General features: G+C 67.7%; 22 protein-coding genes and 1 riboswitch. Of the genes, 16 read left to right on the forward strand and 6 right to left on the reverse strand.

The window, feature by feature from the left end; all coding sequences use genetic code 11:
• Nucleotides 1-4 precede the first annotated feature (4 nt).
• On the reverse strand, nucleotides 5-793 hold the full coding sequence (locus EZ313_RS07850) for a pseudouridine synthase (RefSeq protein WP_135262623.1): 789 nt from the start codon (nucleotides 791-793) through the stop codon (nucleotides 5-7).
• Nucleotides 790-1,527 carry a Crp/Fnr family transcriptional regulator gene (locus EZ313_RS07855; RefSeq protein ID WP_135262624.1) on the reverse strand — a complete coding sequence of 246 codons (738 nt, stop codon included), beginning with the start codon at nucleotides 1,525-1,527 and terminating at the stop codon, nucleotides 790-792. The genes EZ313_RS07850 and EZ313_RS07855 overlap by 4 nt, the downstream gene beginning before the upstream one ends.
• A gap of 117 nt (nucleotides 1,528-1,644) precedes the next feature.
• Here EZ313_RS07855 and EZ313_RS07860 point away from each other — a divergent pair, with 117 nt between their 5' ends.
• The 9 genes from EZ313_RS07860 (at nucleotide 1,645) to EZ313_RS07900 (ending at nucleotide 12,374) form a co-directional block, all read left to right on the forward strand.
• Nucleotides 1,645-3,591 (forward strand): AMP-dependent synthetase/ligase, encoded by a 1,947-nt coding sequence (locus EZ313_RS07860; protein WP_135262625.1) that lies wholly within the window; start codon nucleotides 1,645-1,647, stop codon nucleotides 3,589-3,591.
• A 47-nt stretch (nucleotides 3,592-3,638) separates the two neighbouring features.
• A complete protein-coding gene (locus EZ313_RS07865; protein ID WP_135263604.1) occupies nucleotides 3,639-4,430 on the forward strand; it encodes an ABC transporter ATP-binding protein in 792 nt (263 codons plus the stop codon).
• A 15-nt stretch (nucleotides 4,431-4,445) separates the two neighbouring features.
• The gene (locus EZ313_RS07870) at nucleotides 4,446-5,375 is read left to right on the forward strand and encodes a branched-chain amino acid ABC transporter permease (RefSeq protein WP_135262626.1); all 930 of its coding nucleotides are present in this window, start codon (nucleotides 4,446-4,448) and stop codon (nucleotides 5,373-5,375) included.
• A gap of 15 nt (nucleotides 5,376-5,390) precedes the next feature.
• The gene (locus EZ313_RS07875; protein ID WP_135262627.1) at nucleotides 5,391-6,467 is read left to right on the forward strand and encodes a branched-chain amino acid ABC transporter permease; all 1,077 of its coding nucleotides are present in this window, start codon (nucleotides 5,391-5,393) and stop codon (nucleotides 6,465-6,467) included.
• A 91-nt stretch (nucleotides 6,468-6,558) separates the two neighbouring features.
• A complete protein-coding gene (locus EZ313_RS07880) occupies nucleotides 6,559-7,893 on the forward strand; it encodes an ABC transporter substrate-binding protein (RefSeq protein ID WP_135262628.1) in 1,335 nt (444 codons plus the stop codon).
• A gap of 144 nt (nucleotides 7,894-8,037) precedes the next feature.
• Nucleotides 8,038-8,847: an ABC transporter ATP-binding protein gene (locus EZ313_RS07885; protein ID WP_135262629.1), complete on the forward strand. Its 810-nt coding sequence runs from the start codon at nucleotides 8,038-8,040 to the stop codon at nucleotides 8,845-8,847.
• Nucleotides 8,848-8,865: 18 nt separating this feature from the next.
• On the forward strand, nucleotides 8,866-10,113 hold the full coding sequence (locus EZ313_RS07890; RefSeq protein WP_135262630.1) for a phenylacetate--CoA ligase family protein: 1,248 nt from the start codon (nucleotides 8,866-8,868) through the stop codon (nucleotides 10,111-10,113).
• Between the two features lie 169 nt (nucleotides 10,114-10,282).
• Complete coding sequence (locus tag EZ313_RS07895; protein ID WP_135262631.1) at nucleotides 10,283-11,266, forward strand: tripartite tricarboxylate transporter substrate-binding protein; 984 nt, start codon at nucleotides 10,283-10,285, stop codon at nucleotides 11,264-11,266.
• Nucleotides 11,267-11,369: 103 nt separating this feature from the next.
• Entirely contained in the window at nucleotides 11,370-12,374 is a 1,005-nt protein-coding gene (locus tag EZ313_RS07900; protein ID WP_135262632.1) for a Bug family tripartite tricarboxylate transporter substrate binding protein, read from the forward strand.
• Between the two features lie 9 nt (nucleotides 12,375-12,383).
• Here EZ313_RS07900 and EZ313_RS07905 read toward each other — a convergent pair whose 3' ends face one another.
• The gene (locus EZ313_RS07905; protein WP_135262633.1) at nucleotides 12,384-12,707 is read right to left on the reverse strand and encodes a DUF1840 domain-containing protein; all 324 of its coding nucleotides are present in this window, start codon (nucleotides 12,705-12,707) and stop codon (nucleotides 12,384-12,386) included.
• A 7-nt stretch (nucleotides 12,708-12,714) separates the two neighbouring features.
• Nucleotides 12,715-13,983, reverse strand: coding sequence for a class I SAM-dependent methyltransferase (locus tag EZ313_RS07910; RefSeq protein ID WP_135262634.1), 1,269 nt, complete (start codon nucleotides 13,981-13,983; stop codon nucleotides 12,715-12,717).
• 144 nt (nucleotides 13,984-14,127) lie between these two features.
• On the opposite strand from EZ313_RS07910, the gene EZ313_RS07915 reads away from it, so the two are divergent.
• Genes EZ313_RS07915 through EZ313_RS07930 form a run of 4 tightly spaced genes read left to right on the forward strand, consistent with a single transcriptional unit; the run spans nucleotide 14,128 to nucleotide 18,400 of the window.
• Nucleotides 14,128-14,607 carry a MarR family winged helix-turn-helix transcriptional regulator gene (locus EZ313_RS07915; protein WP_135262635.1) on the forward strand — a complete coding sequence of 160 codons (480 nt, stop codon included), beginning with the start codon at nucleotides 14,128-14,130 and terminating at the stop codon, nucleotides 14,605-14,607.
• A 15-nt stretch (nucleotides 14,608-14,622) separates the two neighbouring features.
• Nucleotides 14,623-16,236, forward strand: a complete 1,614-nt coding sequence (locus EZ313_RS07920) for a benzoate-CoA ligase family protein (protein WP_135262636.1) — start codon at nucleotides 14,623-14,625, stop codon at nucleotides 16,234-16,236.
• A gap of 21 nt (nucleotides 16,237-16,257) precedes the next feature.
• Entirely contained in the window at nucleotides 16,258-17,475 is a 1,218-nt protein-coding gene (gspF, locus tag EZ313_RS07925) for a type II secretion system inner membrane protein GspF (RefSeq protein WP_135262637.1), read from the forward strand.
• A gap of 16 nt (nucleotides 17,476-17,491) precedes the next feature.
• Nucleotides 17,492-18,400, forward strand: a complete 909-nt coding sequence (locus EZ313_RS07930) for a 5'-nucleotidase (RefSeq protein WP_135262638.1) — start codon at nucleotides 17,492-17,494, stop codon at nucleotides 18,398-18,400.
• Here EZ313_RS07930 and EZ313_RS07935 read toward each other — a convergent pair whose 3' ends face one another.
• Nucleotides 18,401-19,345: a DMT family transporter gene (locus tag EZ313_RS07935; RefSeq protein WP_135262639.1), complete on the reverse strand. Its 945-nt coding sequence runs from the start codon at nucleotides 19,343-19,345 to the stop codon at nucleotides 18,401-18,403. It abuts the gene before it with no gap.
• Nucleotides 19,346-19,394: 49 nt separating this feature from the next.
• Nucleotides 19,395-19,551, forward strand: a riboswitch (FMN riboswitch).
• A gap of 102 nt (nucleotides 19,552-19,653) precedes the next feature.
• Here EZ313_RS07935 and ribB point away from each other — a divergent pair.
• The 3 genes from ribB (at nucleotide 19,654) to groL (ending at nucleotide 22,563) form a co-directional block, all read left to right on the forward strand.
• Complete coding sequence (gene ribB / locus EZ313_RS07940; protein ID WP_135262640.1) at nucleotides 19,654-20,331, forward strand: 3,4-dihydroxy-2-butanone-4-phosphate synthase; 678 nt, start codon at nucleotides 19,654-19,656, stop codon at nucleotides 20,329-20,331.
• A 223-nt stretch (nucleotides 20,332-20,554) separates the two neighbouring features.
• A complete protein-coding gene (locus EZ313_RS07945; RefSeq protein ID WP_135262641.1) occupies nucleotides 20,555-20,875 on the forward strand; it encodes a co-chaperone GroES in 321 nt (106 codons plus the stop codon).
• A 44-nt stretch (nucleotides 20,876-20,919) separates the two neighbouring features.
• On the forward strand, nucleotides 20,920-22,563 hold the full coding sequence (groL, locus tag EZ313_RS07950) for a chaperonin GroEL (RefSeq protein WP_135262642.1): 1,644 nt from the start codon (nucleotides 20,920-20,922) through the stop codon (nucleotides 22,561-22,563).
• Between the two features lie 234 nt (nucleotides 22,564-22,797).
• On the opposite strand, the gene pgi is transcribed toward groL, so the two are convergent.
• A complete protein-coding gene (pgi, locus tag EZ313_RS07955; protein ID WP_135262643.1) occupies nucleotides 22,798-24,357 on the reverse strand; it encodes a glucose-6-phosphate isomerase in 1,560 nt (519 codons plus the stop codon).

Genomic DNA, 24,357 nt, shown 5'->3' on the forward strand with positions numbered 1-24,357 from the left:
TGCCTCAGAACCGCTCGCCGGGCGCGAGGTACCGCCACGTGCCGGGCGGCAACTGCCCCAAAGCCACCCGCCCGATGCGCACGCGCTTGAGCCCCACCACCTTCAGCCCCACCAGCTCGCACATCCGCCGGATCTGACGCTTGCGCCCTTCCGTGAGCACGAACCGCAGCTGTTCCGGGTTCTGCCAGTCGACGCGCGCCGGTTTCAGCGCTCGCCCATCCAGGCTCAGGCCGTGGCGAAGGCGGGCGAGTTGCGCGGCGGGGAAGGCGCCCTGCACGTCACGCGTGACCTCGCCATAGTTCACGCGCACCAGGTACTCCTTTTCCATGCCGGAGTCCTCGCCGATCAGCTGGCGGGCGACGCGGCCATCCTGCGTGAGCACGAGCAGGCCGGTCGAATCGATGTCGAGGCGGCCCGCGGGCGCCAGGCCGCGCAGCTGGGCGGGCGAGAAGCGTTGGCGCGAAGGATCGCCCTGCCAGTGGTTGCGGTCCTGCACCAGCGTGACGGCGGGCTGGTACCCGTCCTCCGCTTGCCCGCTCACGTAGCCAACCGGCTTGTGCAGCAGGATCGTCACCTGGGTTTGCTGATGGCCCTGCGCACGCCGGTCGACCTCGATGCGAGCCTGCGGCCCGACCTGCATGCCGACGCCCGCGACCTCTCCGTCGACGCGAACCCAGCCGCGCGAGATCCAGTCGTCGGCTTCGCGGCGCGAGCACAGGCCCAGGTCCGCCATTCGCTTGTTCAGGCGAACCGTGCCTGGGGCCCCGGCGCTGCGCGGCGGTTCGCGGTTCATCGCGCGGCCGCCTTCGCAACGGTGCCGCTGGTGCGCAGCGCGGCCAGGTCGAGGATGCGCAGGCCGCCGTACTCGACCTGGATCGCCCCCTGAGCCTCCAGCACGGCCAGCGCTTCATTGACGCGCTGGCGGGAGAGGCCCACGAGATAGCCCAGCTCCTGCTGCGTGATGCGCAGCACCTCGCCGACGCCGGGATAGAGCACCGGGTTGAACAGCGCCGCCAGGCTGCGCGCCACGCGCACGTCGGGATCGTTCAGCCGGTCGATCTCGCGCGCGGCGATGAACTGGGCGAGCCGCTCGTTGAGCTGGTTCATGATGAATCGGTTGAAGGCGATCGAGTGGTCCAGCAGCCAGTGGAAGGTGTCCACCGGCAGCCCGGCCACCACGCTCTTGCGCAGCGGCTGCATGTTGTAGCGGTAGGCCTCGCGCTTGAGCACGGTGCCCTCGCCGAACCAGCCACCGGGCGGCACGCCGGTGAAGGTCACCGTGTGGCCGTGCGCGCTGTCGGTGCTCATCTTCAGCAGCCCTTCGACCACGCCGAACCAGTAAGTGGCGGGCCGGCCCACCCGGCAGACGAAGTCGCCCGGCACCGCATCGCCCACCGTGATGTTGCTGACGGCGCGCTCGTATTCGGCCGGCTGCAGCTGCCGCAGCCAGGGGATGCCGTCGAGTTCCTGCGAGGTCGGAAGTCGCCTGCGCTGGTGCAGCGGCAGCTCGGGCGCGAGGGCTTGCATGCGGGAAAGTCCGTGGGAGGGAAATCCCGCGGATTGTCGCTGCAAAGACAACTTGACGTCAAAGTCCTGCCTACCATCCGCGCAACTCAGGCCCGCCTTCCGGGCCCAAGGAATCGGATGGACACGACGTTCCCCCGCCTCTTGCTCCAGCACGCGGACCAGCGGCCCTCGGCGCCCGCGATGCGCGAGAAGGAATACGGCATCTGGCAGGCCCTGACGTGGTCGCAGATGGCACAGCTGGTCGGGCAACTGGCGTGCGGGTTGCACCAGGCGGGCCTGCGGCGCGGCGAGCACATGGTCGTCATCGGAACCAACCGGCCGCGCCTGTACGCCACGATGCTGGCCATCCAGTCGCTCGGCGCGGTCCCGATCCCGCTGTACCAGGATGCGGTGGGCGCCGAGTGCGTCTTCCCGATCAACAACGCCGAAGTCCGCTTCGCCATGGCCGAGGACCAGGAGCAGGTCGACAAGCTGCTGGAGATCCGGCCGCAGTGCCCGCAGCTGCAGCGCATCTGGTTCGACGAACCGCGCGGGCTGCGCAACTACAGCGAGCGCGGCCTCGCGCCGCTGGACAAGCTGATCGAGGAGGGCGATGCGTTCGCATCGTCCAACCCGGACTTCTTCCGGTCCGAAGTGGACAAGGCTTCGCCCGACGACGTGGCGGCGATGTTCTTCACCTCCGGCACGACCGGCAATCCCAAGGGCGTGATCCATTCGCACCGCGCGCTGCTGGATCGCGCGCACGCCGGCGCCGTCTTCGACCGGCTGACCGAGCACGAGGAAGTGCTGGCCTACCTGCCGCCCGCGTGGGTCGGCCAGAACGTCTTCAGCTACGCGCAATGGCTGGCCTGCGGCTACGTGGTGAACTGCCCCGAGTCGCCCGGCACGGTGATGATCGACCTCAAGGAGATCGGCCCCACCTACTACTTCGCCCCGCCGCGCGTGTTCGAGGGGCTGCTCACCACCGTGATGATCCGCATGGAGGACGCCGGCGCCATCAAGCGCGCGCTGTTCCACCGGTTCATGCAGCTGGCGCGCCGGGTCGGCCCCGCGCTGATGGACCGGCAGCCGGTGGGCGGGTTCGACCGGCTGCTCTACCGCATCGGCGACCTGATGGTCTACGGCCCGTTGCGCAACAACCTGGGCTTCTCGCGCGTGCGTGTCGCCTACACGGCCGGCGAAGCGATCGGGCCCGACCTCTTCGCCTTCTACCGCTCGATCGGCATCAACCTCAAGCAGCTGTACGGCTCCACGGAGACGGCGGTGTTCGTCTGCCTGCAGCCCGACAACCAGGTGCGCGCCGACACCGTCGGCGTGCCGATCCAGGGCGTGGAGATCAAGGTGGCCGAGAACGGCGAGATCCTGGTGCGCTCGCCGGGACTGCTCAAGGGCTACTACAAGAATCCGCAGGCCACCGCCGAGGTGCTCACGCCGGAAGGCTGGTACCACACCAGCGACGCCGGCTTCATGGATGCCAGCGGCCACCTGAAGATCATCGACCGCGTCAAGGACGTGGGCCGCATCCGCGGCGGACCGAACGACGGCGCGATGTTCGCGCCCAAGTACGTGGAGAACAAGCTCAAGTTCTTCCCGTACATCAAGGAAGCCGTCGCGTACGGCGACGGCCGCGAGAAGGTCTGCGTGATGATCAACATCGACTTCGACGCCGTCGGCAACTGGGCCGAGCGCCGCAACCTGCCCTATGCGGGCTACACCGACGTCGCGCAGAAGCCCGAGGTGTACGACCTCATCAGGGACTGCGTGGAGAAGGTCAACGTCGACCTGGCGGCCGACGAGAAGCTGGCCGGCTCGCAGATCTGCCGCTTCCTGATCCTGCACAAGGAGCTGGACGCCGACGACGGCGAGCTCACGCGCACCAACAAGGTCCGGCGCGGCTTCATCGCCGAGAAGTACCAGGTGCTGGTGGACGCGCTGTACGGCGGCAAGTCCGAGCAGTACGTGGAAACGCAGGTGAAGTTCGAGGACGGGCGCATCGGCAAGGTGAGCGCCACCCTCAGGATCATGGACGCCCGGACGTTCGCTCCGGTGAAGGCGGCCGCATGAACATGATGACCGATGCGGCCGTCCTGGAGCAGCAGCGGCAGGCCACGATGCAGGCGCCGGGGCGCAGGCTCGGCGAGGTGATCCTGGACGTGAGGAACATCTCGCTGTCGTTCGGCGGCGTGAAGGCGCTGGCGGACATCTCGTTCGACGTCCGTGAGCACGAGATCCGCGCCATCATCGGCCCGAACGGCGCGGGCAAGAGTTCGATGCTCAATTGCATCAACGGCGTCTACCAGCCGCAGAAGGGCAGCATCACCTTCCGGGGCAAGACCTTCCAGCACATGAAGAGCCGGCAGGTGGCGCAGATGGGCATCGCCCGCACGTTCCAGAACCTCGCGCTGTTCAAGGGCATGAGCGTGCTGGACAACATCATGACCGGCCGCAACCTGCGCATCCGCAGCAACATCTTCCTGCAGGCGCTGCGCATCGGCCCGGCCGAGCGCGAGGAGATCCGCCATCGCGAATACGTCGAACGGATCATCGACTTCCTCGAGATCCAGGCCTTTCGCAAGACACCGGTGGGCCAGTTGCCTTACGGCCTGCAGAAGCGGGTGGACCTGGGCCGCGCGCTGGCGATGGAGCCGCAGGTGCTGCTGCTGGACGAGCCGATGGCGGGCATGAACGTCGAGGAGAAGCAGGACATGTGCCGCTTCGTGCTGGACGTCAACGACGAGTTCGGCACGACGGTGGTGCTGATCGAGCACGACATGGGTGTGGTGATGGACATCTCCGACCGCGTGGTGGTGCTGGACTACGGCCGCAAGATCGGCGACGGCACGCCCGACGAGGTGCGCAACAACCCCGACGTGGTCAAGGCCTACCTGGGCACTTCCCACTGAAGCCGGTAACAGGACATGGGCTACTTCCTCGAGACACTGCTGGGCGGCCTGATGAGCGGCATGCTGTATGCGCTGGTCGCTCTCGGCTTCGTGCTGATCTTCAAGGCGTCGGGCGTCTTCAACTTCGCCCAGGGCGCGATGGTGCTGTTCGCCGCGCTGGCGATGGCGCGGCTGGCCGAATGGCTGCCGCAGTGGCTCGGATTCCAGAATGCGGTGCTCGCCAACGTGCTGGCCTTCATCGTTGCGGGCGCCATCATGTTCGCGGTGGCCTGGCTGGTCGAGAGGCTGGTGCTGCGGCACCTGGTCAACCAGGAGGGCGCGACGCTGCTGATGGCCACGCTGGGCATCACCTACTTCCTCGACGGCATGGGCCAGACGATCTTCGGCAGCGACATCTACAAGATCGACGTCGGCATGCCCAAGGACCCGGTCATCGTGCTGGAGTCCACCTTCCAGGGCGGCATCCTGGTCAACAAGGAAGACCTGTACGCGGCGGTGATCGCCGCGGCCCTGGTCGCCCTGCTCACGCTGTTCTTCCAGAAGACCGGCACCGGCCGCGCGCTGCGCGCGGTGGCCGACGACCACCAGGCGGCGCAATCCATCGGCATCCCGCTCAACCGCATCTGGGTGATCGTCTGGTGCGTCGCCGGCGTGGTCGCCCTGGTCGCCGGGGTCATATGGGGCTCCAAGCTCGGGGTGCAGTTCTCGCTGTCCACCGTGGCGCTGCGCGCGCTGCCGGTGGTGATCCTGGGCGGGTTGACCTCGGTGCCCGGCGCCATCGTCGGCGGCCTGATCATCGGAGTGGGCGAGAAGCTCTCCGAGGTCTACATCGGCCCGATGGTGGGCGGCGGCATCGAGATCTGGTTCGCCTACATGCTGGCGTTGATCGTGCTGCTGTTCCGGCCGCAGGGCCTGTTCGGCGAGAAGATCATCGATCGGGTCTGAACGGGAGCGACACGCATGCTTTACCGCGAGAACGGCCAGTTCAAGACCAGCTACCGCGCAGACCTGCAGATCTTCCCGATCGTGCAGGACCGCTGGGCCATCCTGGCCCTGGTCGTGGCGGCCTTCGTGCTGGTGCCGATGGTGGCCAGCGACTACATGTTCCGGGCCATCCTCATCCCGTTCCTGATCCTGTCGCTGGCGGCACTGGGCGTGAACATCCTGGTGGGGTACTGCGGACAGATCTCGCTGGGTTCGGGCGCGTTCATGGCGGTTGGCGCGTACGCCGCGTACAACTGCCTGATCCGAATCGACGGCATCCCGATGGTGGCGGCCATCCTGCTGGGGGGGGTGTTCGCCACCCTCGTGGGCATCGTCTTCGGCATCCCGAGCCTTCGCGTGCGGGGCCTCTACCTCGCAGTGGCCACGCTCGCCGCCCAGTTCTTCTGCGACTGGGCGTTCCTCCGGGTCAAGTGGTTCACCAACTACACGCCCTCGGGTTCCGTGTCGGTCTCCAACCTCAACCTGTTCGGCTGGCGCGTCGAGACGCCCGCCGAGCGCTATCTGTTCTGCCTGGGCTTCCTGGTGATCTTCGCCCTGCTGGCCAAGAACCTGGTGCGCAGCGCCATCGGCCGCGAGTGGATGGCCATCCGCGACATGGACGTGGCCGCGGCGGTGATCGGCATCCGGCCGATGTACGCCAAGCTCAGCGCTTTCGCGGTGAGCTCCTTCATCGTGGGCGTGGCCGGCGCGCTCTGGGGCTTCGTCTACCTGGGCGCGTGGGAACCGGCGGCCTTCTCGGTGGACCGCTCTTTCCAGCTGCTGTTCATGGTGATCATCGGCGGCCTGGGCTCCATCATGGGCAGCTTCTTCGGCGCGGCCTTCATCGTGGTACTGCCCATCTTCCTGAACCAGGCCCTGCCGGCGGTGGGCGACCTGGTGGGTGTGCCCATCTCCACCGCGGGCATCTCGCACGCGGAGTTCATCATCTTCGGCGCGCTGATCGTCTGGTTCCTGATCGTGGAGCCGCACGGGCTCGCGCGCCTCTGGGCCGTGGGCAAGCAGAAGCTGCGGCTGTGGCCCTTCCCGCACTGAGTCCAAGAAAACCCTTGCTCGCAATCCCCGATGCCCTCGCGCCCTTTGTTTCGTTAACTGACAACGCTTCAACTTTCACAAGGAGACAGGTATGAAGTTCCGCAATGTGGTTCTTGCCGCGGCGATGGTGGCGGCCGCCGCCTCCTCGGCGCTGACGACCGGCGCCTATGCGCAGCAACAGGAGCAGTTCTTCCCGGTGCTCGTGTACCGCACGGGCGCCTACGCCCCCAACGGCGTGCCGTTCGCCAACGGCTACGTGGACTACCTGAAGCTGGTGAACGCCAACGGCGGCATCAACGGGGTGAAGGTCAGCTTCGAAGAGTGCGAGACCGGCTACGCCACCGACCGCGGCGTCGAGTGCTATGAGCGCCTGAAGGGCAAGGGTGGCGGCGCCACGGTGTTCCAGCCCCTGTCCACCGGCATCACCTTCGCGCTGACCGAGAAGGCGCCAGGCGACAAGATCCCGCTCATCACCGCGGGCTACGGCCGCAGCGAGAGCACGGACGGCAACGTCTTCAAGTGGAACTTCCCGCTCACCGGCACGTACTGGGATGCGGCCGACGTCCTGCTGCAGCACGTGTCCAAGAAGGAAGGCGGCTGGGACAAGCTCAAGGGCAAGAAGATTGCGCTGGTCTACCACGACAGCCCGTACGGCAAGGAGCCGATCCCGCTGCTGGAAGAGCGCGCCAAGATGCACGGTTACCAGCTGCAGCTGCTGCCGGTCGCCCACCCCGGCGTGGAGCAGAAGGCCACCTGGCAGCAGATCCGCGGCAACCGGCCCGACTACGTGTTCCTCTGGGGCTGGGGCGTGATGAACTCCACCGCGCTCAAGGAAGCGCAGGCCACGGGCTATCCGCGCGACAAGATGTACGGCGTGTGGTGGGCCGGCGCCGAGCCGGACGTCAAGGATGTGGGCGACGGCGCCCGCGGCTACAACGCGCTGGCGCTGCAGCACGGCGCCGAGCCGAACTCCAAGGTGGTCAAAGACGTCCTCGAGAAGGTCCATGGCAAGGGCCAGGGAACCGGTCCGAAGGAAGAAGTGGGCCAGGTGCTCTACATGCGCGGCCTCATCGCCGCCATGCTGGGCGTCGAAGGCGTCAAGCGCGCGCAGGAGCGTTTCGGCAAGGGCAAGTGGATGTCGCCGGAGCAGGTGCGCTGGGGCCTGGAGAACCTGGCGCTCGACCAGAAGAAGCTGGACGCGCTGGGCTTCGCCGGCGTGATGCGGCCGATCAGCACCTCTTGCGCCGACCACCGCGGATCCACCTGGGCGCGAGTGCATACCTGGGACGGCAAGCAGTGGAAGTTCAGCTCCGACTGGTACCAGTCCGACGACGCGATCATCAAGCCGATGATCAAGCAGGCGGCGGACCGGTATGCGGCGGAGAAGAAGCTGGATCGGCGGAACGCCGCTGACTGCCAATCCTGAAGGATTGGCAGTCGCGGCGCGCCGCCTTGCGGCCGTATTGACGGCACCCTCCCCAACCCCTCCCGCCAAGCGGGAGGGGCAGCGGCCCGAAGGGGCCGCCAATCGAAAGGGCACGCCCTTTCGATTGGTCAAGACAGGATCCTGATGGACTCCAAGAACATCGTTCTCAACGTCAACGGCATCGAGGTCATCTACAACCACGTCATCCTGGTGCTCAAGGGCGTGTCGCTGCAGGTGCCCGAGGGCCGCATCGTGGCGCTGCTGGGGGGCAACGGGGCGGGCAAGACGACGACGCTGCGGGCCGTGTCGAACCTGCTCCAGGGGGAACGGGGCGAGGTCACCAAGGGCTCGATCGAACTGCGCGGCGACCGCATCGAGAACCTCTCGCCGGCGGAACTGGTGCGGCGCGGCGTGGTGCAGGTGATGGAGGGACGGCACTGCTTCGCGCACCTCACGATCGAGGAGAACCTGCTGACCGGCGCCTACACGCGCGCGGGCAAGGCGGAGGTCGAGGCCAGCCTGGAGAAGGTCTATGGCTACTTCCCGCGCCTGAAGCTGCGCCGCGGATCGCAGGCCGCCTACACCTCGGGCGGCGAGCAGCAGATGTGCGCCATCGGCCGCGCGCTGATGGCCAACCCCAGCGTGGTGCTGCTCGACGAACCGTCGATGGGCCTCGCGCCGCAGATCGTGGAGGAGGTCTTCGAGATCGTGAAGGACCTCAACGTGAAGGAACGGGTCACCTTCCTGCTCGCGGAGCAGAACACCAACATGGCGCTGCGCTACGCCGATTACGGCTACATCATGGAGAGCGGCCGCATCGTGATGGACGGGCCCGCGCACGAGCTGGCCAGCAACGAGGACGTCAAGGAGTTCTACCTCGGCATGGGCGGCGGCCAGCGCAAGAGCTTCCGCGAGGTCAAGAGCTACAAGCGCCGCAAGCGCTGGCTGGCCTGAGGCAAAAGGATGGAAGCGATGAGGGAGTTCTTCGACGAGCGCGAGGCACGCGATCCCGAGCTGCGAGAGGCCGAGCTGATGCAGGCCCTGCCGCGCCTGGTCGCGCATGCGCAGCAGAAGTCGGCCGCCATGGCGCAGGTGCTCGCCGGCGTGGACGCATCGCTCGTCACGTCGCGGCAAGCGCTGGCGCGCCTGCCGGTCACGCGCAAGCACGAACTGTTCGATCGGCAGCGCGCGTCGCTCGCGAGCGATCCGTTCGGCGGCTTCTCCACGCTGCTGCGTGGGCCGGACATGCGGCACGTGTTCGCGTCGCCCGGGCCGATCTACGAACCCGAGGGCGCGACGCGCGACTACTGGCGCAGCGCCCGCGCGATGTTCGCGGCCGGTTTCCGGCGCGGCGACCTGGTGCACAACGCGTTCAGCTACCACATGACGCCGGGCGCGTTCATCTTCGAAGCGGGCGCGCACGCGATCGGATGCACGGTCTTTCCCGCGGGTGTCGGGCAGACGGAGCAACAACTGCAGGCGATCACCGAACTGCGGCCGAACGCCTACACCGGCACGCCGAGCTTTCTTCGCATCCTGCTGGAGAAGGCGCAGGAAGCGGGCGCCGACGTGAGCAGCCTGCGCAAGGCGCTGACGGGCGGCGAGGCGCTGCCGCCCAGCTTGCGAGACTGGTTCGCGTCGCGCGGCGTTGACGTCTACCAGAGCTACGCCACCGCCGACCTCGGCCTGATCGCGTACGAGACGTCGAGCCGAGAGGGCCTCGTGCTCGACGAAGACCTGATCCTCGAGATCGTGCGGCCCGGCACCGGCGACCCGGTCGCCGATGGCGAGGTCGGCGAGATCGTGGTGACCACCTTGAATCCGGCCTATCCCCTCGTGCGCTTCGGTACCGGAGACCTGTCGGCCCTGCTGCCGGGCCCCTGCCCGAGCGGCCGCACCAACACCCGCATCAAGGGCTGGATGGGCCGGGCCGACCAGACCACCAAGATCCGCGGCATGTTCGTGCATCCCGCGCAGGTGGCGGACATCGCGCGGCGGTTCCCCGAAGTGCTCAAGGCCCGCCTGGTGGTCAGCGGCGAGATGGCCAACGACCACATGACACTCAGGGTCGAAGCCAGCGCCAGGCCGCACGGGCTGGACGCGCGCATCGGCGAGGCGATCCGCGACGTGACCAAGCTGCGCGGCGACGTGGAACTGCTCGAGCCGGGCGCGCTGCCCAATGACGGCAAGGTCATCGAGGACGCCAGAAGCTACAAGTGACCCGGCGCGGCGGCCACTGGCCGATCCGCCGGGTCGTCCCCGGGAAGGCGGGGATCCAGTTCCGAACAGCGACGAACACGCTCAGCCGTTCCCCTAAGTACTTCCCGCGTTGAGCGCGCACATGCCCCTGCCTATGATCGGCCGGTTCCCAGACCAAGGAGATAAATCCATGAAGAGCCTGTTGAAGACCCTGCTGCCGATGGCCCTGCTGGCCGCCGGCGCCGCGGGAGCGCAGAACTTCCCCGGCGACAAGCCCATCACCATCGTCGTTCCGTTCTCCGCCGGCGGCCCCACCGACCGCGTCGCGCGCGACCTGGCCGAGGCGCTGCGCAAGCCGCTGGGCGGCGTGACCGTCGTGGTCGACAACTCCGCCGGCGCGGGCGGCTCGATCGGCGCGAACAAGGTCGCCAAGGCCTCGCCGGACGGCCACACCCTGCTGCTGCACCACATCGGCATGGCCACCATGCCCACGCTCGTGCGCAACATCCCGTTCAAGGTCGAGTCCGACTTCGAGTACCTGGGCATGGTCAACGACGTGCCCATGACGCTGATCGGCCGCCCGACCCTGCCGCCGAACAACTACCGCGAACTGACGGGCTGGCTCGGCCAGAACAAGGGCAAGATCAACCTGGCCAACGCCGGCGTGGGTTCGGCCTCGCACCTGTGCGGGCTGCTGTTCCAGAACGCCATCGGCGTCGACATGACGACGGTGCCCTACAAGGGCACCGGCCCGGCCATGACCGACGTCATCGGCGGGCAGGTCGACCTGATGTGCGACCAGACCACCAACACCTCCGGCCAGATCGAAGGCAAGAAGGTGAAGGCGTATGCGGTCACCACATCCAAGCGCCTGGCGCCGCCCGCGCTGAAGGAACTGCCGACGCTGCAGGAATCGGGCCTCAAGGACTTCCAGGTCACTATCTGGCACGGCCTCTACGCGCCCAAGGGCACGCCCGCGCCGGTGCTTCAGAAGATCAACGACGCGCTGAAGGTCGCCCTGAAGGACCCGGACTTCATCAAGAAGCAGGAAGGCCTCGGCGCCGTGGTCGTGACCGACCGCCGCGTCGAGCCCGCCGAGCACAAGAAGTTCGTGGCCGCCGAGATCGCCAAGTGGAGCCCGGTCATCAAGGCCGCGGGCGTCTACGCGGACTGATGCCCTTTCGCGGACAGCACGGAAGGCCGCCTGCGGGCGGCCTTTTGCTTGTCCGCCCGTTGCATCATCACGCCTTGATCCAGAACGACACCAGGAGACCTGAATGAAGCCTTCCTTTCCGTCCCGCCGCACGGTGCTGGCGCTTTCCGCCGCGGCCGCCTCCAGCCTCGCCGCGCCCGTGTGGGCGCAAGGCGGCTGGCCGAACAAGCCGGTGCGCATCGTCGTGCCTTTCGCGGCCGGCGGCACCACCGACCTCCTGGCCCGCGCCACGGCGCTGGAACTGAGCAAGACGTTCGGGCAGCAGTTCGTCGTCGACAACCGCGCGGGCGCCGGCGGCAACATCGGCGCCGACATGGTGGCCAGGGCCGCCCCCGACGGCTACACCCTGCTGATGGGCACCGTCGGCACGCAGAGCATCAACAAGTGGCTGTACGCGAAGATGCCGTTCGACCCGCAGAAGGACTTCACGCCGATCACCATGGTGGCGGCCGTGCCGAACGTGATGGTCGTTCCCGTCGAGAAGGCGCGCACCAACGGCATCAACAGCGTGGCCGACTTCATCCGCTACGCCAAGGCCAATCCGGGCAAGCTGAACATGGCGTCCAGCGGCAACGGAACCTCGATCCACCTTGCCGGCGAACTGTTCAAGGTGATGACCGGCACCTTCATGACCCACTTCCCGTACACGGGCTCCGGTCCGGCCTTGCTGGCGCTGATGAGCGGCGACATGGACGTGATGTTCGACAACCTGCCTTCGTCGATGCCGCACATCAAGGCGGGCAAACTGAAGGCGCTGGCGGTCACCAGCTCTCAGCCGTCCGCGGCGCTGCCGGGTGTGCCGACGGTGGAGCAGGCGGGCAACCTGAAAGGCTTCGAGGCCTCTTCCTGGTTCGGGCTGCTCGGACCCGCGGGCTTGCCGCCGGACATCGCCAACCGCATCCAGCAGGAAGTCGCGAAGGCGCTGGCGACGCCGGAGTTGAAGGAAAAGCTGACGGCGCAGGGAGCGATCCCGAGCGGGAGCACGCCGCAGCAGTTCGCGGCGCACATCGACGCCGAGCTGAAGAAGTGGCAGCCGGTCGTGAAGGCCAGCGGCGCGAAGATCGACTGAAGAAGGGGCCTACACGCCCCAGACGATCTCTTTGCCGGCTTTCTCGCACCGGCGCAGCATGTCCATGAACGGCAGCGCGCGCTGCCGCAGCGACACGGCGTCGAATTTCGGCGGCACCTGCCCCTTGGCCTTGGCCTCGTCGATCGCGGCCTGCTGATCGGCCTCCTCGCGCGCGATCGCCGCTTCCAGCGCGGCGACCGCGCCGGGCATCTGCGAGGGTTCGATGATCCCCTTCGGGCCGGGGTCCTTGCCGATGATCTCGAGCACCCGGCGGCCGTTGGGCTCGAGCATGATCAGGTCGCCGGCTGCCTTGCTTTTGAATTTGTAGAGCATCGATGCTTCAGCGCGGGTACATGTACTCGCGATTGAACGGGTACGTCGATTGTGCCCCCTTGAGCGTGCCGGTCTCGGGCCGGCCGTCCGGTCGCGCCGCGAGCACCTGGTGCAACGAGATCCAGCCCTGCTCGAAGCACATCGCGCAGCCCGAGAGATAGAGGCGATAGGCGCGCAGCACCTTGCCGGCGTCGCGCGCGCTGCCGGTGCCCTCGAGCACTTGCTGCGCTTCGTCCAGCCGCTGCTCCAGCGCGTCCGACCAGGCCCACAGCGTGCGCGCGTAGTGCGGGCGCAGGTTCTCCGTGTCCAGCATCTCGAGCCCGGCAATCGACAGCTCGCGCAGCACATGGCTGACGTGCAGCAGTTCGCCGCCCGGGAAGATGTACTTGTCGATGAAGTCGCCCATGCCGGCGCCCAGCTGGTTGGTGTACACGCCGCCCGACGTGATGCCGTGGTTCATCACCAGGCCGCCGGGCCGCAGCAGGCGACCGATCTGGCTGAAGTACACCGGCATATTGACGCGTCCGACGTGCTCGAACATGCCGACCGATGCGATCTTGTCGAAGCCGCGCTCGTCGGTCAGTTCGCGGTAGTCGCGCAATTCCATGCGCACGCGCCCCTTGAGGCCCTTCTCCTCGATCAGCCGGTTGACGTGCGCGTGCTGGTTCTTCGACAGCGTGATGCCGGTGGCATCCACGCCGTAGTGTTCGGCGGCCCACATCAACAGCCCGCCCCAGCCGGCGCCGATGTCCAGGAAACGCTCGCCGGAGCGCAGCAACAGCTTGCGGCAGATGTGGTCCAGCTTGGCTTCCTGCGCTTGCGCGAGCGACATGCCGGTGTCGCGGTAGTAGGCGCACGAATACACCCGGCGAGGATCGAGCCAGAGCGCGTAGAAATCGTCCGAGACGTCGTAGTGGAACTGGATCTGTTGCGCGTCCTTCTGCGGCGAGGAATGCGCGGCGAGCGACTTGGCGTGCCGGACCATGTTCGTCCACCAGCCGGTGTCGCTGCCCACCGGGCTGCCGGGCAACAGGCTCGCCGCCGCGGCCATGAGGTCGCGCATGCGGCCGTGCACCTCGATGCGACCTTCCACGATCTCTTCGGCCATCTTGCCGATCTGGCCGGCGGCCATCACCGCCAGCCCGGACCAGTCGCGGAACCCGAGCGTCACCGCCGCGTTGGCCGTGCCGAGCCGCCGGCCGCCCGGCAGGGTGACGGCGACCGGCACCGGAAGGGGTTCCAGCTGGGCCGAAATCTTTCGCTCGAGTAGTTCCATCGGCAAATTCTTGCCAGCCGGCGCCTACAGCGTCAATTGCCTCATCTGTAGGACGAATTCGCTTTCTGCGCCCGCGGCGGTGATAAGTTGACAGCAATTAGTTGAGGTTTAAACTATTTAGGTCTTAACTCGAGGCCTTTTCCCATGGACATGGAAGCGCGGGCGCACAGCGAGCACCCGGAAGCGTTGCGCCTCTGGCTGCGTCTCCTGACCTGCACGCAGCTCGTTGAAAAGCAGCTGCGAAGCCGGTTGCGCGAGCGCTTCGACACCACCCTGCCGCGCTTCGACCTGATGGCGCAGCTCGAACGCGCTCCCGACGGCCTGAAGATGAACGAGCTGTCGCGCCGCATGATGGTCACCGGCGGCAACGTCACCGGCATCACTGACCAGCTGGTGCAGGAAGGCCTGGTCGACCGGGTCGACGTCGAAGGCGACCGCCGCGCGTACCGCGTGCGGCTCACGCCGCGCGGACGCAAGCTGTTCCACGACATGGCGCAGCAACACGAAGAGTGGATCGTGGAGGCTTTTTCCGCACTCTCGGACAAGGATGTCGCCACGCTGCACCGGCTGCTCGGCAAGGTCAAGGACCACGCCCAGCCCCGCACGCAGAAGCAAGCGGCTTGAAAAGAGGAGCCCGCAATGTCCGCCCAGACCGACCGCTTCGTCCACGACAGGCTGCCGCCGCGCGAGCAGTGGCCGCAACTGCGCTATGACCTGCCGGAGCTGCGCCTGCCCGAGCAGGTCAATCTCGTTGAGGAACTCCTCGACAAGGCGGCGGCAAAAGGCTTCGGCGACCGGCCGCTGCTGCGCTCCTCGCGCATCACGCTCACCTACCAGGACGTGCGCGATCGCGTCGACCGCATCGCGCGCGTGCTGGTCGAGGACCTCGGCCTCGTGCCCGGCAACCGCGTGCTGCTGCGCGGCGGCAACTCCATCGGACTCGCGCTCGCGTGGCTGGGCGTCGTCAAGGCCGGTCTCGTCGCGGTGGCCACGATGCCGCTGCTGCGCGCCCGCGAACTGGGCGACATCATCGACACCGCGCAGCCCACGGTGGCGCTGTGCGACAGCAAGCTGCTGGAGGAGCTGGAGAAGGCGCGCGAGGGCCGGCCCGTGCTGCGCACCGTCGTGCCCTTCAACGCGCCCAACGAGCCCGGCTCGCTCGCCGTACGCTCGGCGCAGAAGGACGGCGACTTCCGGGCCTGCCCGACGGCCGCCGACGACATCGCGCTGATGGCGTTCACCTCCGGCACCACGGGCAAGCCCAAGGCGGCGGTGCACACCCATCGCGACGTGCTGGCCGCCTGCGAAGCCTGGCCGCGCCACGTGCTGAAGGCCACGCCGGACGACATCGTCGTGGGCTCGCCGCCACTGGCCTTCACCTTCGGGCTCGGCGGGCTGCTGGTCTTCCCGATGTGGGCCGGCGCCTCGGTCTACTTCCCGGAAGCGCCGTACACGCCCGAGACGATGGTGCGAACCATCGTCGAAGTGAGTGCGACGATCTGCTACACCGCGCCCACCTTCTACCGGCAGATGGCGCCGTTCGCGCGCGAGCGCGGCGTCGGCAAGCTGCGCATCTGCGTCAGCGCCGGCGAGGGCCTGCCGGACGCCACGCGACAGCTCTGGAAGCAGGCCAGCGGCATCGAGATGTGCGACGGCATCGGCGCCACCGAGATGTTCCACATCTTCATCTCCTCGGCAGGCGGCGAAGTACGTCCGGGAGCCATCGGCAAGGTGGTGCCCGGCTACCAGGCCAAGGTGGTGGACGACGAAGGACGCGAGGTGCCGCGCGGCACGGTCGGCAAGCTGGCGGTGATCGGCCCGACGGGGTGCCGCTACCTGGACGACCCGCGCCAGTCCAAGTACGTGAAGGACGGCTGGAACTATCCGGGCGACGCCTTCATGCAGGACGCCGACGGCTACTTCTTCTACCAGGCCCGCGCCGACGACATGATCATCACCGCCGGCTACAACGTCGGCGGACCCGAAGTGGAGGATGCGCTGCTGCGCCATCCGGCCGTCGCCGAATGCGGCGTGGTCGGCAAGCCCGACGAGGAGCGCGGCATGATCGTCAAGGCGTTCTGCGTGCTCAAGCCCGGGCACGAGCCCGGCGAGGCGATGGTGCGCACGCTGCAGGAGCACGTGAAGAACACCATCGCCCCCTACAAGTACCCGCGCGAGATCGAGTTCGTCGCGAGCCTGCCGCGCACCGAGACGGGCAAGCTGCAGCGGTTCAGGCTCAGGAGCCCGGGGTAGACCCGCGCTTAAACTCCCTCCATGCCAGCGTATGCATTCGAGGCCCTCGACGCCGAGGGGCAGACCCGGCGCGGAGTCCTGGAGGCGGACACCGCCAAGGCCGCACGCAGCCAGTTGCGCGCTCAGGCACTGGTGCCGCTGCAGGTCGGCCCGGTGGAGGCCGGCGGCACGGGCGGCGTGGCCGGCCGCCGCTGGGGCCGGCGCGTCTTCAGCCCGACGCAGCTCACGGTGTGGACGCGCCAGCTGGCGGGGCTCGTGGCGTCCGGACTGCAGCTGGAGCGCGCGCTCACGGCCTTGGCCGAGGAAGCCCCTGTGGAGGCCGAGCGGAACCTGGTGGCCGCTTTGCGTGCCGAGGTCAATGCGGGCGCCACCTTCGCGTCGGCGCTTTCGCACTTTCCCCGCGAGTTCTCGGACATCTACATCGCCGTAGTCGCCGCGGGCGAGCAGAGCGGGTACCTCGGCATGGTGCTCGAGCGCTTGGCCGACGACCTGGAGAACCGGCAGGCGCTGAAGGCCAAGCTGACCGGTGCCGCGCTGTATCCCGCCATCGTCACCATCGTCGCGCTCGCGATCGTCGTCTTCCTTGTGACGTACGTCGTGCCGCAGGTGGCCAACGTGTTCGCCGGGACGAAGCGCGCCCTGCCGTTCCTCACCACCGTGATGCTCGGCGCCAGCGCGCTCGTGCGGGAATGGGGCTGGATGATCGCGGGCGTGCTGGTCGGCATGGCGCTCGTCCTGCGCGGCATGCTGCGACGCGAGGCCTTCCGCGAGAAGTTCGATGCGGCCTGGCTGCAGTTGCCCGTGCTGGGCCGCTTGGCACGCGGCTACAACAGCGCGCAGTTCGGCAACACGCTCGCGATGCTCACCGCGGCGGGCGTTCCCATCCTTCGCGCGCTGCAGGCCGCCGCGGAGACGCTGAACAATCGAGCGATGCGGGCCGATGCGCTCGATGCCCTCGTGCTGGTGCGCGAAGGCGCGCCGCTCGCGTCGGCGCTGGCGCAGAAGAAGCGCTTCCCGGGCCTGCTGTCGATGTTCGCGCGGCTCGGCGAGCAGACGGGCCAGTTGCCCGTCATGCTGCAGCGCGCGGCCAACCAGCTGGGCAGCGAAGTGCAGCGGCGCGCGATGCAACTGGCCACCGTGCTGGAGCCGCTGCTGATCGTGACGATGGGGCTGGTGGTGATGCTGATCGTGCTGGCCGTGCTGCTGCCGATCATCGAGCTCAACCAATGGGTGCGGTGATCGCGAGGAGGATGCCTTGAGCGTGTTCCCGGACGACAAGCTGGTCGTTGCCATTTCGTCGCGCGCGCTGTTCAACTTCGAGGAGGAGAACCGCATCTTCGAGAGCGGCGATCCGCAGGCCTACATGGCGCTGCAGCTGCAGCGCATGGACCAGCCCGCCCGGCCGGGCATCGCCTTCTCGCTGATCAAGAAGCTGCTGGCCTTCAACGACACCACGACGCAGCGCGTGGAAGTGGTGATCCTGTCGCGCAACGACCCGGTGTCCGGCATGCGCATCTTCCGCTCCGGCAACGCGAGCGGCATCAAGCTCGAGCGCGGCGTGTTCACGCAGGGGCGCTCTCCTTTCCGGTACCTGCATCCGCTGCGGGCCAACCTGTTCCTGTCGGTGAATGCGGAGGACGTGCGCGAAGCGCTGGCCGCGGGTTACCCGGCGGCGCGGGTGCTCACCGAATCGGCTCTGGCGGGTGAAAACTATCCGAACGAAGTGCGGATCGCCTTCGACGGCGACGCCGTGCTCTTCTCCGATGAAGCCGAGCAGGTCTTCCAGCAGGGCGGCCTCGATGCCTTCCAGCTGCATGAGACCCACAAGGCGCTGCAGCCGCTGCCGGAAGGGCCGTTCAAGCCGCTGCTGGAAGCGCTGCACCGGCTGCAGGCCAGCGGCACGCCCGCGATGAAGATCCGCACGGCGCTGGTCACCGCGCGCAGCGCACCGGCCCACGAGCGCGCGATCCGCACGCTGATGCACTGGAAGATCCACGTGGACGAGGCCATGTTCCTGGGCGGCCTGCCCAAGGGCGAGTTCCTGCGCGAGTTCGAACCGGACTTCTTCTTCGACGACCAGACGCGTTACGTCGACCAGGCCGCGCAGCACGTGCCCGCCGGGCACGTGGCGGCCGGCATCAAGAACGTGAAGAAGGCGGCCTGATCAGGGCGCGCGGCCGCGCGCCTCCCGCCGGGCGATCCAGACCGTCGATGCGCAGATCACAACGCCGCCCGCCAACGTCCAGCGGCTGGGCAGGTCGCTGAAAGCCAGCCAGCCCAGCATCGCGGCCCAGACCAGGTCGAGGAACTTCACCGACTGCGTGGCGGAGATGTCCGCGACGCTGAACGACTTCGTCAGGCAGTAGTGGCCCGCGCTGCCCAGCACGCCGCAGCCGACGAACATCGCCCACTGCAGCGCGTCGGGCCAGCGCCAGTCCAGCAGCGCGAGCGGAAAGCTCAGCAGCGTCACGGTGATCGCCTGCCAGACGACGATCACCTCCGGCCGCTCGTACCGCGTGAGGCCCTTGGTGATCAGGAACGACGCCGCGAACACCGGTGACGAAGCCAGCATCACCAGCGCGAACTGGCCGCCGCTGCCGGTGAGCTGCGGCCCGACGACGATGAGCACGCCCGCGAAGCCCATGGCCGCCGCCGCCCAGCGCTCCCAGCGCATCGGTTCGCGGAACACCAGCACCGCGCCGATCATGATGAAGATCGGCGTGGTGAAGCCGATGGCGGTCGTGTCGGCCAGCGTGATGTGCGGCACCGCCGTGAACCACAGGCACAGGCCCGCCGTGTGCACTGCGCCGCGGGTGAACTGGCCGGCGACATTCTTCGGCCGGAAGGCCGCCAGCCCGCCGCGCGCGATGAAGGGCAGCATGACGCCGATGCCGGCCAGGTAGCGCAGGAACTGCGTCTCGAAGGGAGCGAGGTTCAGCGACAGGCCCCGCATGAGCGTGTTCAGCACGACGAACAGGAAACCCGCGGCGATCGACCACAACAGTCCGCGAACCGCGGGCGGCAGCCGCTCCGCGCGCCGCCGAGCCAGCACCGCCCGGCGAATCCACGGGTGGCGCTGCCCGAAGCCGGTTCCTCCATCAACCGGCATTGCTTGTCTCCATGGCGCCAACTATAGAGGCCGCGCCTTGCTACATTGGTCGGGTCTTCAGGGCGGGGTGGAAGTCCCCACCGGCGGTAGGCGGCGCAAGCCGCGAGCCCGCGAGCGCCCGGCGCCGCTTCACGGTGGCGCCGGGGTCAGCAGACCCAGTCAGATGCTGGGGCCGACGGTCAGAGTCCGGATGAAAGAAGATTCGCGGTCGCGTTGCGCCTGCGATGTGCTGCCGTTCGTCCCGTCAGGGACCGCGGCGGCGTCTTGAGCCTTGAAGCGTTTTTGTTCTCAACCGACAGGAGCGTTTCATGACGATCGATATCCCTTCCCCCACCGCCTCCACGCAGGAGATCGAGCTGGCCCCGCTGCCGGCGATTCTGGACGCGATCCGCGCCGGCCGGCCCGTGCTGGTGCTGGACGACGCAGCCCGCGAGAACGAGGCCGACCTGATCTGCGCCGCCGAACTGGTCACGCCCGCCGTGATGGCGCGGCTGATCCGCGACGGCAGCGGTATCGTGTGCCTGTGCATGCTGCCGGACAAGGCCGGCGCGCTGAAGCTGCGGCCGATGGTCGAAGTGAACCGCTCGCGCTTCGCGACCGCCTTCACGCAGTCCATCGAGGCGGCCCACGGCGTCAGCACCGGCGTATCGGCGGCCGATCGCGTGCAGACCATCCAGTGCGCGCTGCGCTCGACGCTGGAGCGAAGCGAGATCGTCTCGCCTGGCCACGTCTTCCCGCTGGTGGCCAAGGCGGGCGGCGTACTGGACCGGCAGGGCCACACGGAGGCCGCGGTGGACCTGCCCGCGCTCGCGGGCCTGTACCCGGCCGGCGTGCTGTGCGAGCTGATGAATCCTGACGGCACGATGGCGCGCGGCGCCCAAGTCGCGCAGTATGCGCAGCAGCATGGCCTTCTTTGCACGACGGTCGAAGCGATCACCGACTTCCGCCGCAGGCTAGGCCGATCCGGGCCTGCGCGTCCGGTCTAGTGCCCACCGGGGCGGCCTCGCGCCCCGCAAGGACGCTCCGATCGGGCCGTGCGCGGTTTGTCCGACAGGGTCGGGGGCTTGAAACCGACACCGGATGCCCTATGATTAGCACTCGCAGGAACTGAGTGCTAACAGATGAGCTGCTCAGCTCCGCTAAAGTTAATGAGCGCTAACTTTGTTGGCGCTTTTTGATGTGTCAAACCGCATTCATCAAGGAGATGCAATGAAACTTCGTCCTCTGCACGACCGCGTGATCGTCAAGCGCCTCGAGAACGAGACCCGCACCGCGTCGGGCATCGTGATCCCGGACACCGCCGCCGAGAAGCCGGACCAGGGCGAGATCCTGGCCGTCGGCCCGGGCCGCAAGAACGACAAGGGCGACCTGATCGCCCCGAACGTGAAGGTCGGCGACCGCGTGCTGTTCGGCAAGTACAGCGGCCAGACCGTCAAGGTCGATGGCGAAGAGCTCCTGGTGATGAAGGAAGACGACCTCTTCGCCGTCATCGAAGGCAATGGCCAGGCCGCCCTGAAGAAGGCCGCCTGAGCGCCCGTTCCATCGCAACCCATTTCCCTTTGAGGTAAACACACATGGCAGCTAAAGACGTCATTTTCGGCGGCGACGCCCGCGCCCGCATGGTCGAAGGCGTGAACATCCTGGCCAACGCGGTCAAGGTCACCCTGGGCCCCAAGGGCCGCAACGTGGTGCTGGAGCGCTCCTTCGGCGCCCCCACCGTGACCAAGGACGGCGTGTCCGTGGCCAAGGAGATCGAGCTCAAGGACAAGCTCCAGAACATGGGCGCCCAGATGGTCAAGGAAGTCGCTTCCAAGACCAGCGACAACGCCGGTGACGGCACCACCACCGCCACCGTGCTGGCCCAGGCCATCATCCGCGAAGGCATGAAGTACGTGGCCGCGGGCATGAACCCGATGGACCTCAAGCGCGGCATCGACAAGGCCGTGATCCAGCTGACCGACCAGCTGAAGAAGGCGTCCAAGCCCACCACGACCTCCAAGGAGATCGCCCAGGTCGGCTCCATCTCCGCCAACAGCGACGAGTCGATCGGCAAGATCATCGCCGACGCGATGGACAAGGTCGGCAAGGAAGGCGTGATCACGGTCGAGGACGGCAAGTCCCTCGACAACGAGCTGGATGTCGTCGAAGGCATGCAGTTCGACCGCGGCTACCTGTCGCCCTACTTCATCAACAACCCCGAGAAGCAGGCGGCGATCCTCGAGAACCCGTTCGTGCTGCTGTACGACAAGAAGATCAGCAACATCCGCGACCTGCTGCCCACGCTGGAGCAGGTGGCCAAGGCCTCGCGCCCGCTGCTGATCGTCGCCGAGGAAGTCGAAGGCGAAGCGCTGGCCACCCTGGTGGTCAACACCATCCGCGGCATCCTGAAGGTCGTGGCCGTCAAGGCGCCCGGCTTCGGTGACCGCCGCAAGGCCATGCTGGAAGACATCGCCATCCTGACGGGCGGCAAGGTCATCTCCGAAGAGACCGGCATGTCGCTCGAGAAGGTGACGCTGGCCGACCTGGGCCAGGCCAAGCGCATCGAAGTGGGCAAGGAAAACACCACCCTCATCGACGGCGCCGGTGCGGCCGCCGACATCGAGGCGCGCGTCAAGCAGATCCGCGTCCAGATCGAGGAAGCCACCAGCGACTACGACCGCGAGAAGCTGCAGGAACGCGTGGCCAAGCTGGCCGGCGGCGTTGCGGTGATCAAGGTCGGCGCCGCCACCGAGGTCGAGATGAAGGAGAAGAAGGCCCGCGTGGAAGACGCGCTGCACGCCACCCGCGCTGCCGTGGAAGAAGGCATCGTGGCCGGCGGCGGCGTGGCCCTGCTGCGCGCCCGCCAGGCGGCCGGCCAGATCAAGGGGGACAACCCCGACCAGGACGCCGGCATCAAGCTGGTGCTCAAGGCCGTGGAAGCGCCCCTGCGCGAGATCGTCGGCAATGCCGGCGGTGAGCCGAGCGTTGTGGTCAACCGCGTGCTGGAAGGCAAGGGCAACTTCGGGTTCAACGCCGCCAACGACACGTACGGCGACATGATCGAGATGGGCATCCTGGACCCCACCAAGGTGACCCGCACGGCGCTGCAGAACGCCGCGTCCGTGGCGTCGCTGATGCTGACGACGGAAGCCATGGTTGCGGAAGCCCCGAAGGACGAGGCTCCGGCCGCCGGCGGCGGCATGGGTGGCATGGGCGGCATGGGCGGCATGGACATGTAAGGTCCTTCACCTGGAAATCGCTGCGCGATTTCCAGGTGGTCAAAGAAGAAGGCCGGGCTCTGCCCGGCCTTCTTCTTTGGTTGATCGGTTGGACGAGGACCGGCGAAGCCGGATCCTCGTCCAAAGGATGTTCGCGCTGCATGCTATTGCGCGCGAACGGTTCGACCTGCGGTCGTGAGGGGACAAGGAGCTCCCTCTCCCGCTTGCGGGAGAGGGTTTGGGTGAGGGTGCTCGTCAGCCGCGCAGCCGCTCGATCAGGGCCGCCGTCGACGCATCCAGCCCCTGCGTATCGCCGCTCTGCAGCCGCGGCGCGATGTCCTTCGCCAGCACCTTCCCCAGCTCCACGCCCCACTGGTCGAAGCTGTTGATGCCCCACAGCGCGCCGGCGCAGAACACGCGATGCTCGTACAGCGCGATCAGCGCGCCCAGGCTCTGCGGGTCGAGCCGCTCCAGCAGCAGCATCGTGCTCGGGCGGTTGCCCGGGAAGTGCTTGTGCCCCCCCGAATCCTCCTTGCCCTGCATCAGCGCCGCCGCCTGCGCCAACACATTGGCGAGCAGTTGCGGATGGTGCTCGGCCAGGTCGTGCGCGGGCGTCTTCACGGCGACGAACTCGACGGGCACGACGTCGGTGCCCTGGTGCAGCATCTGGAAGTACGCATGCTGGCCATTGGTGCCGGGTTCACCCCAGACCACCGGTGAGGTCGCGAACGGCAGCGGCCTGCCCTGCCGGTCCACACGCTTGCCGTTGCTCTCCATCTCCAGCTGCTGCAGGTACGCCGGCAGTCGTCGCAAGGACGAGTGATACGGCGCGACGCTGCGGCTGTTGAAGCCGTGGAAATCGCGGTACCAGACGTCCAGCAGCGCCAGGCGAAGCGGCAGGTTGCGCTCGGGCGGTGCTTCGCGGAAGTGGCGGTCCATCTCGTGCGCGCCGGCCAGCAGTTCGCGGAAGCGCCCTGCGCCGACCGCGATGGCGATCGGAAGCCCGATGGCCGACCACATCGAATAGCGGCCGCCCACCCAGTCCCAGAAGCCGAAGGTGCGCGCGATGCCGAACTCGGCCGCGGCCTTCACGTTGGTGGTCAGCGCCGCGAAATGACGTGCAACGTCGGTGCCGCCCTGCCGGGTGAACCACTCCCGCGCCGATCGCGCATTGGTCATCGTCTCCAGCGTGCTGAACGTCTTCGATGCGATGAGGAACAGCGTGCCCTCGGGCTTCACCTGCTTGAGCACCGCGGCGAGCTCGTGCGCATCGATGTTGGAAACGAAGTGGAAGCGCTTGCCCGGCGTGACGAAGGCCTCGAGCGCGATCGTCGCCATCTGCGGCCCGAGGTCGGAGCCGCCGATGCCGATGTTCACCACGTCGGTGATGCGGCTGTCGGCGCGCACTTCCTCGGCAAACGCCAGCATGCGGTCGAGCGTCTCGTGCACCTGCGCGAGTTCCGCCGACAGCTTCGCACCGGCGCGGCCCTGCTTTGGCGCGCGCAGCAGGAAGTGCATGACTTGGCGCGATTCGGTGTTGTTGATCGTCTCGCCCGCGAACATCGCATCGCGCTGGGCGAGGACACCGCACTCCTGCGCGAGTTGCAGCAGCAGCCGGTCGGCGTGAGGGTCGACCAGGTTCTTCGACAGGTCTGCGAAGACATGGGGCGCCTGCACGCTGCAGGCCTGGACGCGAGCCGCATCGGACCTGAGCGCCCGGCGGACATCGAAGCCGCGGCCGGCGCCGTCGAAGTGCTGCCGCAGCGCTTTCCAGGCCCCGGTCTCGTCGCACCGGGGGAAGTCAGAGGCGGCCAT

Origin of the sequence: Ramlibacter henchirensis (assembly GCF_004682015.1) — a bacterium.
Lineage (GTDB): Bacteria > Pseudomonadota > Gammaproteobacteria > Burkholderiales > Burkholderiaceae_C > Ramlibacter > Ramlibacter henchirensis.

Coding starts and splice junctions, on each gene's coding strand:
- EZ313_RS07945 (WP_135262641.1), top strand. CDS start 20,555: ATGAAACTTCGTCCTCTGCACGACCGCGTGATCGTCAAGCGCCTCGAG.
- EZ313_RS07850 (WP_135262623.1), bottom strand. CDS start 793: ATGAACCGCGAACCGCCGCGCAGCGCCGGGGCCCCAGGCACGGTTCGC.
- EZ313_RS07915 (WP_135262635.1), top strand. CDS start 14,128: ATGGACATGGAAGCGCGGGCGCACAGCGAGCACCCGGAAGCGTTGCGC.
- EZ313_RS07920 (WP_135262636.1), top strand. CDS start 14,623: ATGTCCGCCCAGACCGACCGCTTCGTCCACGACAGGCTGCCGCCGCGC.
- EZ313_RS07905 (WP_135262633.1), bottom strand. CDS start 12,707: ATGCTCTACAAATTCAAAAGCAAGGCAGCCGGCGACCTGATCATGCTC.
- EZ313_RS07880 (WP_135262628.1), top strand. CDS start 6,559: ATGAAGTTCCGCAATGTGGTTCTTGCCGCGGCGATGGTGGCGGCCGCC.
- EZ313_RS07875 (WP_135262627.1), top strand. CDS start 5,391: ATGCTTTACCGCGAGAACGGCCAGTTCAAGACCAGCTACCGCGCAGAC.
- EZ313_RS07870 (WP_135262626.1), top strand. CDS start 4,446: ATGGGCTACTTCCTCGAGACACTGCTGGGCGGCCTGATGAGCGGCATG.
- EZ313_RS07855 (WP_135262624.1), bottom strand. CDS start 1,527: ATGCAAGCCCTCGCGCCCGAGCTGCCGCTGCACCAGCGCAGGCGACTT.
- EZ313_RS07910 (WP_135262634.1), bottom strand. CDS start 13,983: ATGGAACTACTCGAGCGAAAGATTTCGGCCCAGCTGGAACCCCTTCCG.
- EZ313_RS07895 (WP_135262631.1), top strand. CDS start 10,283: ATGAAGAGCCTGTTGAAGACCCTGCTGCCGATGGCCCTGCTGGCCGCC.
- EZ313_RS07885 (WP_135262629.1), top strand. CDS start 8,038: ATGGACTCCAAGAACATCGTTCTCAACGTCAACGGCATCGAGGTCATC.
- EZ313_RS07900 (WP_135262632.1), top strand. CDS start 11,370: ATGAAGCCTTCCTTTCCGTCCCGCCGCACGGTGCTGGCGCTTTCCGCC.
- groL (WP_135262642.1), top strand. CDS start 20,920: ATGGCAGCTAAAGACGTCATTTTCGGCGGCGACGCCCGCGCCCGCATG.
- gspF (WP_135262637.1), top strand. CDS start 16,258: ATGCCAGCGTATGCATTCGAGGCCCTCGACGCCGAGGGGCAGACCCGG.
- EZ313_RS07865 (WP_135263604.1), top strand. CDS start 3,639: ATGCAGGCGCCGGGGCGCAGGCTCGGCGAGGTGATCCTGGACGTGAGG.
- EZ313_RS07890 (WP_135262630.1), top strand. CDS start 8,866: ATGAGGGAGTTCTTCGACGAGCGCGAGGCACGCGATCCCGAGCTGCGA.
- pgi (WP_135262643.1), bottom strand. CDS start 24,357: ATGGCCGCCTCTGACTTCCCCCGGTGCGACGAGACCGGGGCCTGGAAA.
- EZ313_RS07935 (WP_135262639.1), bottom strand. CDS start 19,345: ATGCCGGTTGATGGAGGAACCGGCTTCGGGCAGCGCCACCCGTGGATT.
- EZ313_RS07860 (WP_135262625.1), top strand. CDS start 1,645: ATGGACACGACGTTCCCCCGCCTCTTGCTCCAGCACGCGGACCAGCGG.
- ribB (WP_135262640.1), top strand. CDS start 19,654: ATGACGATCGATATCCCTTCCCCCACCGCCTCCACGCAGGAGATCGAG.